Raw genomic sequence first — 13,153 nt, forward strand, 5'->3', positions numbered from 1 at the left:
GTGGTGGCCGCTCTGGCGCTGCTGCCTGGGGTGGGCCGGCGCGGGTCAGGCGGTGGCGGCCGAGGTGGCGTCGGGCGTGGCGTTTGCCTGGGCGTCGAGTGCGGTGGCCCCGTCGGCGATCATCTGCTCCATGCGGTTGGCGGCCAGGATTCCGCCGAGGACGATGCCGAGACCGATCGCGGCCAGCAGGAAGAGCGTCCCCATCCAGACCATCGTGGAGACCGGCAGCGTGTAGGCGCCGATGATCCTGGCCACGCACTCGGCGAGCAGCACGCTGCCCCATACCCCGCTGAACACCCGCTCCAGGCGCTGGAATCCGGTGTCGTCCGCGGTCAGCCGGTCCCAGGCGGCCGTGCGGTCCGGCTTCCCCTTGGTGAGCATCGGCTTGAGCCCGGCGGACATCATGGGTGTGCCGCGGAAGGCCGAGGCGAGGATCACCAGCCCGACCACACTGCTGATCCCGGAGTCCTTGGCGATCATCAGCCGCGGGTCGCCGGTCAGGAAGCTGAGCGCGATACCGACCAGGTTGACCACGAGCATCAGCCCGGCGAGGCCGTTGAACGAGCGGTCGCGCAGCGCGGCGGTGATCGTACGGACGGCCGGGACGACGCTGCTCAGCGCCAGCGACATCACCAGGCCCACGCCGAATCCGGCGTGCAGCAGGTAGTAGCCGCCGACCGGGATGGCGATGTCCAGCAGCAGCGGCTTGAAGGTGGCCACCAGCGGCGACTCCTGACCGGCCGCCGCGGCTGTCGGAGCCGCCTTCGCCACGGCCGCACCCTTTGTCGCCGTTTCCGCTGTGGCGGTGGTCCCGGTGTCTTCTGCCGCTACTGCGCCGACTGCCCGCGTCATGTCCGTCTCCCCGTGGTGATCGTCCGTCCTTGTGGTCTCCAGCTTTCCTGATCAGCGGGTCCACGCAGCAGAGCGGTTGGTCCACTCCTGGCCATGACAAATGTCATGGCCAGGAGGTACGCCAAGCAGCCAGGACGGAGGGACGGCCTGACCCGGTGTCACGGCAGGAGGCGCCGCGGGACCTCCGGACGGGCGGGCCACGAACATTCCTCCCGGTAAAGGGAGTTCGCGGGGAGCGGTCCCGGTGGCGGCTCCACGGCCACTCCTTGACAGCCCGCATTGGTCTGTACCATTTTTGTCGTGAGCAGAACATCGGCACCTTCCCCCCACACCGCCGTGCGTGCGACCCGCCACCTTGTGACCGGCCGCCGCCCCGGCACCCACTGGAGTCGCATTCATGTCAGCTCACCGGCATCGCCTTCGCGCACCCCATAGAGCGGCCGCCCTGCTCGGGACCGCGGCACTCGGCATCGGCGGCCTCGTCGCCATCAGCGGCGGCGCGCACGCGGCCGACACCAACCTCGTCGTCAACGGCGGATTCGAGAGCGGGTCACTGTCCAACTGGACCTGCGACGCGGGTACCGGAAGCGTGGTGGGGTCACCGGCGCACTCCGGCACGCACTCCCTGGCGGGCGCCGCCACCGCCTCCGACACCGCCCAGTGCACCCAGACCGTGAGCGTGCAGCCCAACTCGGCGTACTCCCTGTCCGCCTACGTCCAGGGCAGCTACGTCTACCTGGGCGCCAACGGCTACAACTCCACCTGGACGCCGTCCGCGACGAGTTGGCAGCAGCTCTCCACGTCCTTCACCACCGGCGCGTCCACCACCTCGGTCACGCTCTATGTGCACGGCTGGTACGCGCAGGGCACGTACCACGCGGACGACGTCACCCTGACCGGCCCCGGCGGCGGCACCTCCACGCCGACCGCCACGCCCACCCAGACGCCCACGGCAACCCCCACGGCCACGCCCACCGGCACTCCCACCGCGACGGCCACCCCCACTCCCACCCCGACCCAGACCGGGCCGGGCGGCGGCACCTCCTGGCACCCGCCGTATCTGTCCATCGGGAGCGTCTACACCCCCGGCGGCACCGTCGACTCCTTCTTCACCACGCTCAAGTCGCACGGGAAGCTGCCCGACTACGGATACGAGTACCTGATCGGCAGCGACTTCCCGAACTGGGCCGCCACGACCACCACCATGGTCACGCACTCCGAGCAGTTCGGCATGACGCCGGTCATGGTCGAGTACGGCATGAACGGCAACATCGACGGCACCAGCGTCGACTTCACCAACATGCAGAGCGCGAGCTGGCTCACCTCGTACTTCCAGGCGCTGAAGAACTCCGCCGCGGCGGCCAACGCGGCGGCTCCCGGCAAGCCCGTCGGCTGGGTCGTCGAACCCGACATGCTCGGCTACCTGCAGCAGAACTACGCCGCGACCTACGGCAACGACGCCGCGCGCATGCCCGCCGCCACCAGTGCCGCCTACTCCTCGGGCGTGCTCGCCAGTGGCAGCGACCCGGCCTTCGGGAACAACCTCAAGGGCCTGGTCGAGGCGATCGACTTCACCATCAAGAAGTACGACCCCACGGCGTTCCTGGGCTGGCAGATCAACACCTGGGGCGTACGCGACGCGCTCAAGGACACCGACACCCAGGGCTGGACCGCGGGCCGCCAGTCGGTGGTCGCCAACGCGACCCAGGTGGCGAATTTCGCCAAGACCGCCGACATCGGCTACCGCGCCGACTTCGCCGCCTTCGACCAGTGGGGCCAGGACTTCGGCATTCTGCGCGACCCCAACCCGGCGGCGGACATCCGCTACCTGAACGCCGCGCACTGGAGCAACTACCTGCTCTATGTGCAGACGATTCGGCAGTCACTCGGCCTGCCCGCGGTGCTGTGGCAGATCCCGGCCGGCCATCTGAACTCCACCAGGACGGCCAGCCCCACCTACTGGAACGCCTCGGGCACCTTCCCCGACCTCGACGACGTGACCGCCAACCAGGACGAGGACTCCGCCGCCACCTTCTTCTACGGCGACTCCTTCACCTCCAGCGGGAACAACCTGTCCTTCTACGCCAGCAACCCGGGCGCCGACCCCAAGATCACCACGAGCGGCTCCACCGTCACCTGGGGCTCCCACCTGCCGGAAGCCGCCTCGGCCGGTGTGGTCGCCATCCTCTTTGGTGCGGGGACCGGAACCGGCACCTATGGGGTGCCGGAAATGGTCGGCGCCAACCAGACGCACCCGGCCGACTTCGACTACTGGGTCACCCGCACCCAGTCCTACCTGGCCCACCCGACGCCGCTGCCCTGACGCCCGCGGCGCCCGCTCCGCCCGGCCCCCCCGGCCGTGATCGGGAGGGCCGGGCGGAGCGCTTACCCTGGACGGGTGAGCGTGAGCGAGGTCGGCGGTTTGAGAACGTACGAGGTGCGTACCTACGGGTGCCAGATGAACGTCCACGACTCCGAGCGGCTGTCCGGGCTGCTGGAGGACGCGGGCTATGTACGGGCGACCGCGGACGCCGACGGGTCGGTGTCCGCGGACGTGGTCGTGTTCAACACGTGCGCCGTCCGGGAGAACGCCGACAACCGGCTCTACGGAAACCTCGGCCAGCTGGTGCCGCGCAAGGCCGCGCGCCCCGGTATGCAGATCGCCGTCGGCGGCTGCCTGGCGCAGAAGGACCGCGACACCATCGTGAAGCGCGCGCCCTGGGTGGACGTCGTCTTCGGCACCCACAACATCGGGCAGCTTCCCGTCCTCCTGGAACGCGCCAGGATCGCCGAAGAGGCGCAGGTCGAGATCGTCGAGTCGCTGGAGACCTTCCCCTCGACGCTGCCGTCCCGACGGGAGTCCGCGTACGCCGCCTGGGTCGCGATCTCGGTGGGCTGCAACAACACCTGCACCTTCTGCATCGTGCCCGCGCTGCGCGGCAAGGAAAAGGACCGGCGCCCCGGTGACCTGCTCGCCGAGGTCGAGGCCCTGGTCGCCGAGGGCGTCATCGAGGTCACCCTGCTCGGCCAGAACGTGAACGCGTACGGCTCGGACATCGGCGACCGCGAGGCGTTCAGCAAGCTGCTGCGTGCCGCAGGCAATATCGACGGCCTGGAGCGGGTTCGCTTCACCTCGCCGCACCCGCGCGACTTCACCGACGACGTGATCGCCGCCATGGCGCAGACGCCGAACGTGATGCACCAGCTCCACATGCCGCTGCAGTCCGGCTCCGACACCGTGCTGAAGGCGATGCGCCGGTCGTACCGGCAGGACCGCTACCTCGGGATCATCGAGAAGGTGCGCGCCGCGATGCCGGACGCCGCCATCACCACTGACATCATCGTGGGCTTCCCCGGCGAGACCGAGGAGGACTTCGAGCAGACCCTGCGGGTGGTCCGCGAGGCCCGCTTCGCGCAGGCCTTCACCTTCCAGTACAGCAAGCGGCCCGGCACCCCGGCCGCCGAGATGGACGGCCAGATCCCGAAGGCCGTCGTCCAGGAGCGGTACGAGCGGCTGGTCGCCCTCCAGGAGGAGATCTCCTGGGAGGAGAACAAGAAGCAGGTCGGCCGCACCCTGGAGGTGCTGGTCGCCGAGGGCGAGGGCCGCAAGGACGACGCCACCCGGCGGCTGTCCGGCCGCGCCCCCGACAACCGCCTCGTGCACTTCGAGCGTCCCGCGGAGCCGGTCAGGCCCGGTGACATGGTGATTGTCGAGATCACCTACGCCGCCCCGCACCACCTGCTCGCCGAGCGGCCCGCCCTCGGGGTGCGCCGCACCCGGGCGGGCGACGCCTGGGAGCGCCGCAACGCCGCCCCGGCCGCCCCGGCGGGCGTGATGCTCGGGCTGCCGACGATCGGCGCTCCGGCCGCCGCGGCGGCACCCGCGGGCGCGAGCGGCTGCGGCTGCGACTGAGGTCCCGCTTCGCCCCGGCCCGCCCCCTTCTTGTCCGGCGGGCGGGCAGCGGCGCGTACGGCGGCGCCGGTAGGGTCTCGATCATGCTGGTCGCCGCTGCCGTCTGTCCCTGCCCGCCGCTGCTGGTCCCCGAGGTGGCCGCGGGCGCCGCTCCCGAGCTGGACGATCTGCGGGCCGCCTGCGCGGACGCGGTCGGTGTGCTCGCCGCTTCCCGCCCGGACCGGCTGGTGGTGGTCGGCCCGGCCGAGCGCTCCGGCCGGGGCGCCTACGCCGAGGGCACGCCGGGTTCCTTCCGGCCGTTCGGCGTCGCGCTCGACGTACGCCTCGGCAGGAGCGCCGCCGATGACGGCACCAAAGGTGCGGCCGCCGAGGCCGGACCCGTACGCGCGCTGCCGCCGTCCCTCGCGGTCGGTGCCTGGCTGCTGCGCGGGTGGAGTGCCTCGCCCGTGACCGCGCTCGCCGTGGGGGAGCCGCTGGAGCAGGAGCGCTGCGCGGCGGCCGGACGTCAGCTCGCGGCCGCCGAGGGACGGCTCGCCCTGCTGGTCATGGGGGACGGCAGCGCCTGCCGCACCCTGAAGGCGCCCGGCTATCTCGACGCGCGCGCCGAACCCTTCGACGCCGCCGTGGCGGCGGCTCTCGCGGCGGCCGACACTGCCGCCCTGGCCGCCCTGGACGCCGAACTCGCGGAGGCTCTTAAGGTGTCGGGGCGGGCTCCCTGGCAGGTGCTCGCCGGGGCGGCGCAGGACGCGGCGCTCAGCGGCGAACTGCTCCACGAGACGGCCCCGTACGGCGTCGGCTACTACGTGGCGACCTGGACGTAGCACGGGGCGGCGGCGTAACCCGGCCTCTGGACGTAGCACCGCCTCTGGACGTAGCACCGCCTCTGGACGTAGCACCGCCTCTGGACGTAGCACCGCCTCTGGACGTAGCACCGCCTCTGGACGTAGCCCCGCCTCCGGACGCCGCACCGGACCCGGACGCGGACGAGCCGCGGATGGTGGGGTCCGCGGCTGTCCCGTCTTCGATGCCGGCTCAGGCCGGTCGCGCGTACGTCAGTCGCCCTTGTCCTTGAGGTTCCCCAGGGCGCCCGTCGCCTTGTGCACGCCGGTGCCGATCTTGTCGCTGTACTTGCCGTGGGTCTTCGAGTCGACCGTGTGGGCGGCCTTGAGGATTCCGGACTCGATCTTGCCGCCGTGCTGCTGCGCGAGATTGCCCGCCTTGGTCTTCGCCAGGCCGAGCTTGTCCTTGAACGTGTCCTTGAAGCTCATCCGACACCTACCAAACCCTCGGAAATCGCTCTCCTGCTTCAGACGATACTCGTGCCCCCGCCGTCGCGCGTCATGCCGATCGATCGAGGTCAGCCGCCAATGTTTGCGAGACTGATCTCGTGAAGAACCGTGTGATCGCCGTCGTCGGCCCGACCGCTGCGGGCAAGTCCGACCTGGGTGTCGCCCTGGCCAGGCGACTGGGCGGCGAGGTGATCAACGCCGACTCCATGCAGCTCTACCGCGGTATGGACATCGGCACCGCGAAGCTCACCGAGGAGGAGCGGCAGGGCGTTCCGCACCGGCTGCTGGACATCTGGGACGTCACCGAGGCGGCCAATGTCGCCGACTACCAGCGGCTGGCCCGCGCCGAGATCGACCGGATGCACACCGCCGGCCTCGTCCCCGTCCTGGTCGGCGGCTCCGGGCTGTACGTACGCGCCGCGCTCGACGCGCTGGAGTTCCCGGGCACGGACGCGGAGGTACGGGCCCGGCTGGAGGCCGAACTCGACATGCGGGGCTCCGGCGCGCTGCACGCCCGGCTGGCCGCCGTCGACCCCGAGGCGGCCCGCGCCATCCTGCCCAGCAACGGCCGCCGCATCGTCCGGGCCCTGGAGGTCGTGGAGATCACCGGGCGCCCCTTCGTCGCCAATCTGCCGGGACCCGAGGCGGTCTACGACACCGTGCAGATCGGCGTCGACGTACCGCGCGCCGAACTCGACGAGCGGATCGCCCAGCGCGTCGACCGGATGTGGGAGGCGGGTCTGGTCGCGGAGGTCCGCGAACTGGAGGCCGTCGGACTGCGCGAGGGCCGTACCGCCTCGCGCGCGCTCGGCTACCAGCAGATTCTCGCCGCCTTCGCGGGGGAGTGCTCGCACGAGGAGGCGCGCGCCGCCACCGTGCGCGCCACCAAACGCTTCGCGCGCCGCCAGGATTCGTGGTTCCGCCGTGACGAGCGTGTGCACTGGCTCACTGCCAGGGGTACGGAACTCGCAGACCAGGCGCTGACGTTGCTCGAAGAAGCGGTTACAGCCTGATCACGTGATGGCATCGGGACGCGCAGGCGTCCCGGAGCTGCCCCTGGACCGTGCCATCATCGACCATCGAGCTACGGTGACGGAGAAACGGGAGGGCGCGTGGCGATGGAAGCCGGCCCACGCGACAACCCGCCCCGACGCGACACCGCGGCGGAACCGGAACTTCCGTCGGAACTCTCGTCGGAGCTTCCGGCCGAGCTGCTGGAGAGCGCGTCGGTCCCCGAATCGCGCGGCTCCCTGGAGCCTTTCGACGAGCTGGTGCCCGGGGATCCCCTCGACTCACTGGACTCGCTCGACCGCCTCGAACCGCTCACCTCCCTCGAGCCCTTCGACCCGCTCGAGCCGCTCGGCACACTGGCGTCGGCCGAGTCGATCCCGCCCATGGAGGACGGCCAGTCCTTCCGCGAACTGCGGCCGCAACGGCGGCTGCGCGTCTGGCAACTGGCGCCGATCATCGCCCTGGCCGTGAGCGGCTCGCTGATGTTCGCCTTCCCCCTGGCGTTCGAGTCCGGCGACGCGGGACCCGTCGTCGCCATGCTCGGCCTGCTGCTGTGCAGCTGCTCCGCGGGCTGGGGCCTGATGGCCGCCCGCCGGGTCGGCCACACCTGGCCCGGTCTGCCCGCCCGCGGCTCCGGCGCCCGCGCCGACTGGCGCTTCGTGGTCGGCTACACCGCCGTGATCGCGGTGCTGGCCGTGCTCGCGGTCTGGCGCGTCGCCCGGCTGCGCTGATCCGTACGGCGGCCGCGGCCGCCACGGCGGACCGCTGATCCGCGCGCGGGTCCCCGTACCGCTCCCGCCCCGCCGCCCGCGTACGATCGAATACGTGACTGACGCGCACCACGGGACCACTGCCCCGCTCGCCTTCCTCAAGGGACACGGGACCGAGAACGACTTCGTGATCGTCCACGACCCGGACGGTCTGGTCGAGCTGTCCGCGGCGGACGTCGCCCGGCTGTGCGACCGGCGCGCCGGGATCGGCGCCGACGGTCTGCTGCGCGCGGTCAGGTCCGCCGCCCACCCGGAGGCGGCCGGGCAGGCCGCCGAGGCCGAGTGGTTCATGGACTACCGCAACAGCGACGGCAGCATCGCCGAGATGTGCGGCAACGGGGTACGCGTCTTCGCCCGCCACCTGCAGCGCGCCGGGCTCACCGGTGCCGGCGACCTGGCCGTCGCCACCCGTGCCGGAGTCCGGCACGCGCACATCGCCAAGGACGGCGACGACGGGACCCCCGGCGACGTGACCGTCCGGATGGGCCGCGCCGAGGTGCCCGAGGGCGCCGTCACCGTCACCGTGGGCGCCCACAGCTGGCCCGCCGTGCACGTGAGCATGGGCAATCCGCACGCCGTCGCCTTCGTGGACGACCTCGACCAGGCGGGCGATCTGCTGCGCGCCCCCGGCGTCGCCCCCGCGTCCGCCTACCCCAACGGCACCAACGTCGAGTTCGTCGTCGACCGCGGCCCCCGGCACGTGGCCCTGCGCGTCCACGAGCGCGGCTCCGGCGAGACCCGCTCCTGCGGCACCGGCGCCTGCGCCGTGATGGCCGCCGCGGCACGGCGGGACGGCGCCGACCCGGCCGTCACCGGCCACCCCGTCACCTACACGGTCGACGTCCCCGGCGGCCGCCTGGTGATCACCGAGCGCACCGACGGCCAGATCGAAATGACCGGCCCCGCCGTGATCGTCGCCGAGGGCGTCATCGACCCCGCCTGGCTGGCGGCCGCCGGCCGCTGAGCGGCACCGCCCGCCTCCGCTCCTGCGCACTTCCGCTTACGCGAGAAGCGGAGGTTTCGGGCGGTATCCGACCGCGATTCCCGCACACGTTCCCTCGAACGGGTGATGGGGATCACTCTCGGCGAGAGTGTGACTGCCGCACGTGGTGGGCTCGGTAGCATCAATCACCGGCGCGGCCCCACGATTCGTGGAGAGCGTCAGCAGCCGGTCCACGCTGCTGGAGGTGCCCGATGAGCGCAGACAACGCACTGGACGCCGCCCTCGCGGCCGGGACTCCCGGGACCACCCCCCGACGCGGACTGCGCCGCATCGATCTGCGCCGGCTGGGCCGCGCGGCACTGCTCGGCCCCAGCGCCAGGGACCGCGTGCCCGACGCCATCGAACACCTCACCAAAGTGCATCGCGCCCGCCATCCCAAAGCGGGACCCGAGGCGATCGAGACCCTGCGGCGGGCGTACGTCCTCGCCGAGTCCTCGCATCGCGGACAAATGCGCAAGAGCGGTGAGCCGTACATCACGCACCCGCTGGCCGTCACCCTGATCCTGGCCGAACTGGGCGCGGAGACAACGACATTGACGGCCTCTCTGCTGCACGACACCGTCGAGGACACCGAGGTGACCCTCGATCAGGTACGGGCCGAGTTCGGCGAGGCCGTCGCCTATCTGGTCGACGGCGTCACCAAACTGGAGAAGGTCGACTACGGTGCCGCGGCGGAGCCCGAGACCTTCCGGAAGATGCTGGTCGCCACCGGCAGCGACGTCCGGGTGATGTCGATCAAGCTCGCCGACCGGCTGCACAATATGCGCACGCTCGGGGTGATGCGCCCGGAGAAGCAGGCGCGGATCGCGAATGTCACCCGCGACGTCCTCATCCCGCTCGCCGAGCGCCTGGGCGTCCAGGCGCTCAAGACCGAGCTGGAGGACCTGGTCTTCGCGATCCTGCACCCCGAGGAGCACGCCCGCACCCGCGAGATGATCGCCCGCAACGCCGAGGGGCCCGACGTGCTCGCGGGCGTCGCCGAGGACCTGCGGGGCGTGCTGCGCGAGGCGGGGATCGCCGCCGAGGTCGCCATCCGGCCCCGCCACGCCGTCTCCGTCCACCGGGTGCTGCTCAAGCGCGGCGGCGAGGAGCTCGGCAGCTGCGACTTCGGCCGGCTGCTCGTCCTGGTCGGCGAGGACGCCGACTGCTACGCGGTCCTCGGCGAGCTGCACACCTGCTTCACCCCCGTCATCGCGGAGTTCAAGGACTTCATCGCCGCCCCCAAGTTCAACCTCTACCAGTCGCTGCACACCGCCATCGCCGACGACCACGGCCGGATCGCCGAAGTCCTGGTCCGTACCCGGCAGATGCACCGTGTCGCGGAGGCCGGAGTGATCGCGCTGGGCGACCCCGACGCCGTGCCGGAGGCCGCCCAGGGCGCCGACGGAAGACGTGGGGAGGCCGCCGTGCCCACCGCCGAGGGGGAGCGCGTCGACCCCACACAGCCGGGCTGGCTGGCACGGCTGCTGGAGTGGCAGCGCGAGGCGCCCGACCCCGACACCTTCTGGACGGCGCTGCGGGCCGACCTCGCCCAGGACCGCGAGATCACCGTCTTCGCCGAGGAGGCGGGCGACGCCTCGGGCACCATCAGGCTGCCCGCGGGCGCCAGCTGTGTGGACGCCGCCTACGCGGTGCACGGCGAGGCCGGGCACAACTGCGTCGGCGCCCGCGTCAACGGCCGGCTGGCGCCGCTGGGCACCCGGCTGCGCGACGGCGACACCCTCCAGCTCCTGATGGACGACACCGCCACCTCGGGCCCGGGCACCGACTGGCTGGAGCACGCCACCACCCCCGCCGCCCGGCTCGCCGTCACCCGCTGGCTCGCCCAGCACCCGGGCGCGGCCGCCGAGGACCAGCCCGCCGCCCCCACCGTCCGGCCCACGCCCTCCGCCGGGACCGCGCCCGCCGCGGAGCCCGTCGCGGTCACCGACCTGCCCGGCGCGGCCGTACGCCTGGCCCGCTGCTGTACGCCGGTGCCGCCGGACGGTGTGACGGGTTTCGTCATCCGCGGCGGCACCGTGGCCGTACACCGCACCGAGTGCCCGAGCACCGCCAGGATGACCGCCGCCGGCCGCACCCCCGTACCCGTCCGCTGGCGCGACGGCACGCCCGCCAACGCCTACCGCGCCACCGTCCTGGCCGAGGCGCTGAGCCGCCCCCGCTTGCTCGCCGACCTCACCGAGGCGATCGCCGCACAGGGCATCGGCATCGTCTCGGCCGCCGTGGAACCGCCGCAGGAGCACCGCGTCCGGCACACCTACACCGTGGAACTGCCCCACCCGAAGGCGCTCGGGGACCTGATGCGCGCGATGCGGGCGGTGCCGGGCGTCTACGACGTCTACCGCGCCCAGCTCGCGGTGACCGCCGCTCTCCGCCCGTAGCGGTTCTCTACCCGCCCTCCCCGTCGATTACACACAGTGACCGCCGGTGATTTCAGGGCGAAACTCGCGTGACCATGCGTGGCGGGCGTGCGACCATCGTAGTGACGGCGCGACACGCCCCGTCCCTCGCTGACCGTACGAACAAAGGATCCAATGACCTCCTCCACTTCTTCTTCCTCTTCGAACGACCGCCAGCGCCTCCCCGAGAGCCTGCGGGCCGACGCCCTGATGGAAGAGGACGTCGCCTGGAGTCATGAGATCGACGGGATCAGGGACGGCGATCAGTTCGACCGATCGGAAAGGGCCTCGCTGCGGCGGGTCGCGGGGCTGTCCACCGAGCTGGAGGACGTCACCGAGGTCGAGTACCGGCAGCTCCGTCTGGAGCGCGTGGTACTCGTCGGCGTGTGGACCTCCGGCACCATGGACGACGCCGAGAACTCGCTGGCGGAGCTGGCCGCGCTCGCCGAGACCGCGGGCGCCCTGGTCCTCGACGGTGTTATCCAGCGCCGCGACAAGCCGGACCCGGCCACGTACATCGGCTCGGGCAAGGCCCAGGAGCTGCGGGAAATCGTCGTCGAGACCGGCGCCGACACCGTGGTGTGCGACGGTGAGCTGAGCCCCGGCCAGCTCATCCACCTCGAGGACGTCGTCAAGGTGAAGGTGGTCGACCGGACCGCCCTGATCCTCGACATCTTCGCCCAGCACGCCAAGTCCCGTGAGGGCAAGGCGCAGGTCTCGCTCGCCCAGATGCAGTACATGCTGCCCAGGCTGCGCGGCTGGGGCCAGTCGTTGTCCCGGCAGATGGGTGGCGGTGGCTCCGGCTCCTCGGGCGGCGGCATGGCCACCCGTGGTCCCGGTGAGACCAAGATCGAGACCGACCGGCGCCGTATCCGCGAGAAGATGGCGAAGATGCGCCGGGAGATCGCGGAGATGAAGACCAGCCGCGACCTCAAGCGCCAGGAACGCAAGCGCCACAAGGTGCCCTCGGTCGCCATCGCCGGGTACACCAACGCGGGCAAGTCCTCGCTGCTCAACCGGCTCACCGGTGCGGGTGTCCTGGTGGAGAACTCGCTGTTCGCCACCCTGGACCCGACCGTGCGCCGGGCCGAGACACCCAGTGGGCGGCTCTACACCCTCGCCGACACCGTCGGGTTCGTCCGGCACCTGCCGCACCACCTGGTGGAGGCGTTCCGCTCCACCATGGAGGAGGTCGCCGACGCCGACCTCATCGTGCACGTGGTGGACGGCTCGCATCCGGTTCCCGAAGAGCAACTCGCGGCGGTCCGCGAAGTGTTCCGCGATGTCGGCGCGCTGGACGTGCCCGAGATCGTCGTCGTCAACAAGGCCGACGTGGCCGACCCGCTGGTCCTCCAGCGGCTGCTGCGCAACGAGAAGCACGCCATCGCCGTCTCCGCGCGCAGCGGGCAGGGCATCGACGAGCTGCTGGAGCTGATCGACGAGGAACTGCCGCGTCCCGAGGTCGAGATCGAGGCCCTGGTGCCGTACACCCACGGCGGGCTCGTCTCCAGGGTGCACGCGGGCGGCGAGGTGCTCTCCGAGGAGCACACCGGCGAGGGCACGCTCCTCAAGGTGCGCGTCCACGAGGAACTGGCCGCGGAACTGGCACCGTTCACGCTGGTCGCCCGGCACTGAGCGACGGCGCGGCGCTCGCGCGCCGCGCCGCACTGCCAGGCGCCACGAAGCGCCACGAAGCACCACGGTAAGAACCCGCCTCCTGGAGGCGGGTCCTTACGCGTTTCCGTTCGCCGCACCAGGTGCGGTCGAAGCCGGATCGCTCCCGTCGGCCGTTCCGCCCGGAAAGTCTGGTCGCAGCCCGTGATCGGGCCGTCACCGCGTCGTTAGTACGCACGGGGGACGACCGCCCCGAGCCGACCTGGAGGAGTGCAGACGTGGCCGCCATTTCGCGCGCGCCG

General features: G+C 71.8%; 10 protein-coding genes. 8 read left to right on the forward strand and 2 right to left on the reverse strand.

The features are described from left to right. Positions 1-45: 45 nt before the first annotated feature. The gene (locus tag AB0M29_RS21985) at positions 46-771 is read right to left on the reverse strand and encodes a VC0807 family protein (protein WP_365384946.1); all 726 of its coding nucleotides are present in this window, start codon (positions 769-771) and stop codon (positions 46-48) included. Between the two features lie 478 nt (positions 772-1,249). Between AB0M29_RS21985 and AB0M29_RS21990 the strand changes: the two genes are divergently transcribed. From AB0M29_RS21990 to AB0M29_RS22000, 3 genes are all read left to right on the forward strand, one after another. Then, positions 1,250-3,175 (forward strand): carbohydrate binding domain-containing protein, encoded by a 1,926-nt coding sequence (locus AB0M29_RS21990; RefSeq protein ID WP_365384948.1) that lies wholly within the window; start codon positions 1,250-1,252, stop codon positions 3,173-3,175. Between the two features lie 81 nt (positions 3,176-3,256). Continuing rightward, a complete protein-coding gene (gene miaB / locus AB0M29_RS21995; protein ID WP_365385107.1) occupies positions 3,257-4,765 on the forward strand; it encodes a tRNA (N6-isopentenyl adenosine(37)-C2)-methylthiotransferase MiaB in 1,509 nt (502 codons plus the stop codon). Between the two features lie 83 nt (positions 4,766-4,848). Beyond that, positions 4,849-5,586: a class III extradiol dioxygenase subunit B-like domain-containing protein gene (locus AB0M29_RS22000; protein ID WP_365384950.1), complete on the forward strand. Its 738-nt coding sequence runs from the start codon at positions 4,849-4,851 to the stop codon at positions 5,584-5,586. Between the two features lie 231 nt (positions 5,587-5,817). Here the strand turns inward: AB0M29_RS22000 and AB0M29_RS22005 are convergent, their stop codons facing one another. After that, complete coding sequence (locus AB0M29_RS22005) at positions 5,818-6,033, reverse strand: antitoxin (protein ID WP_365384952.1); 216 nt, start codon at positions 6,031-6,033, stop codon at positions 5,818-5,820. Positions 6,034-6,152: 119 nt separating this feature from the next. On the opposite strand from AB0M29_RS22005, the gene miaA reads away from it, so the two are divergent. From miaA to hflX, 5 genes are all read left to right on the forward strand, one after another. Beyond that, positions 6,153-7,067, forward strand: a complete 915-nt coding sequence (gene miaA, locus AB0M29_RS22010) for a tRNA (adenosine(37)-N6)-dimethylallyltransferase MiaA (protein WP_365384954.1) — start codon at positions 6,153-6,155, stop codon at positions 7,065-7,067. Positions 7,068-7,172: 105 nt separating this feature from the next. Continuing rightward, positions 7,173-7,796 carry a hypothetical protein gene (locus AB0M29_RS22015; protein WP_365385110.1) on the forward strand — a complete coding sequence of 208 codons (624 nt, stop codon included), beginning with the start codon at positions 7,173-7,175 and terminating at the stop codon, positions 7,794-7,796. Between the two features lie 94 nt (positions 7,797-7,890). After that, positions 7,891-8,799, forward strand: coding sequence for a diaminopimelate epimerase (gene dapF / locus AB0M29_RS22020; protein WP_365384957.1), 909 nt, complete (start codon positions 7,891-7,893; stop codon positions 8,797-8,799). Between the two features lie 230 nt (positions 8,800-9,029). Then, entirely contained in the window at positions 9,030-11,219 is a 2,190-nt protein-coding gene (locus AB0M29_RS22025) for an HD domain-containing protein (protein ID WP_365384959.1), read from the forward strand. 153 nt (positions 11,220-11,372) lie between these two features. Then, positions 11,373-12,872 carry a GTPase HflX gene (gene hflX / locus AB0M29_RS22030; protein WP_365384961.1) on the forward strand — a complete coding sequence of 500 codons (1,500 nt, stop codon included), beginning with the start codon at positions 11,373-11,375 and terminating at the stop codon, positions 12,870-12,872. The last annotated feature ends 281 nt before the right edge of the window (positions 12,873-13,153 follow it).

Source organism: Streptomyces sp. NPDC051976, assembly GCF_040680795.1.
Classification (GTDB): Bacteria; Actinomycetota; Actinomycetes; order Streptomycetales; family Streptomycetaceae; genus Actinacidiphila.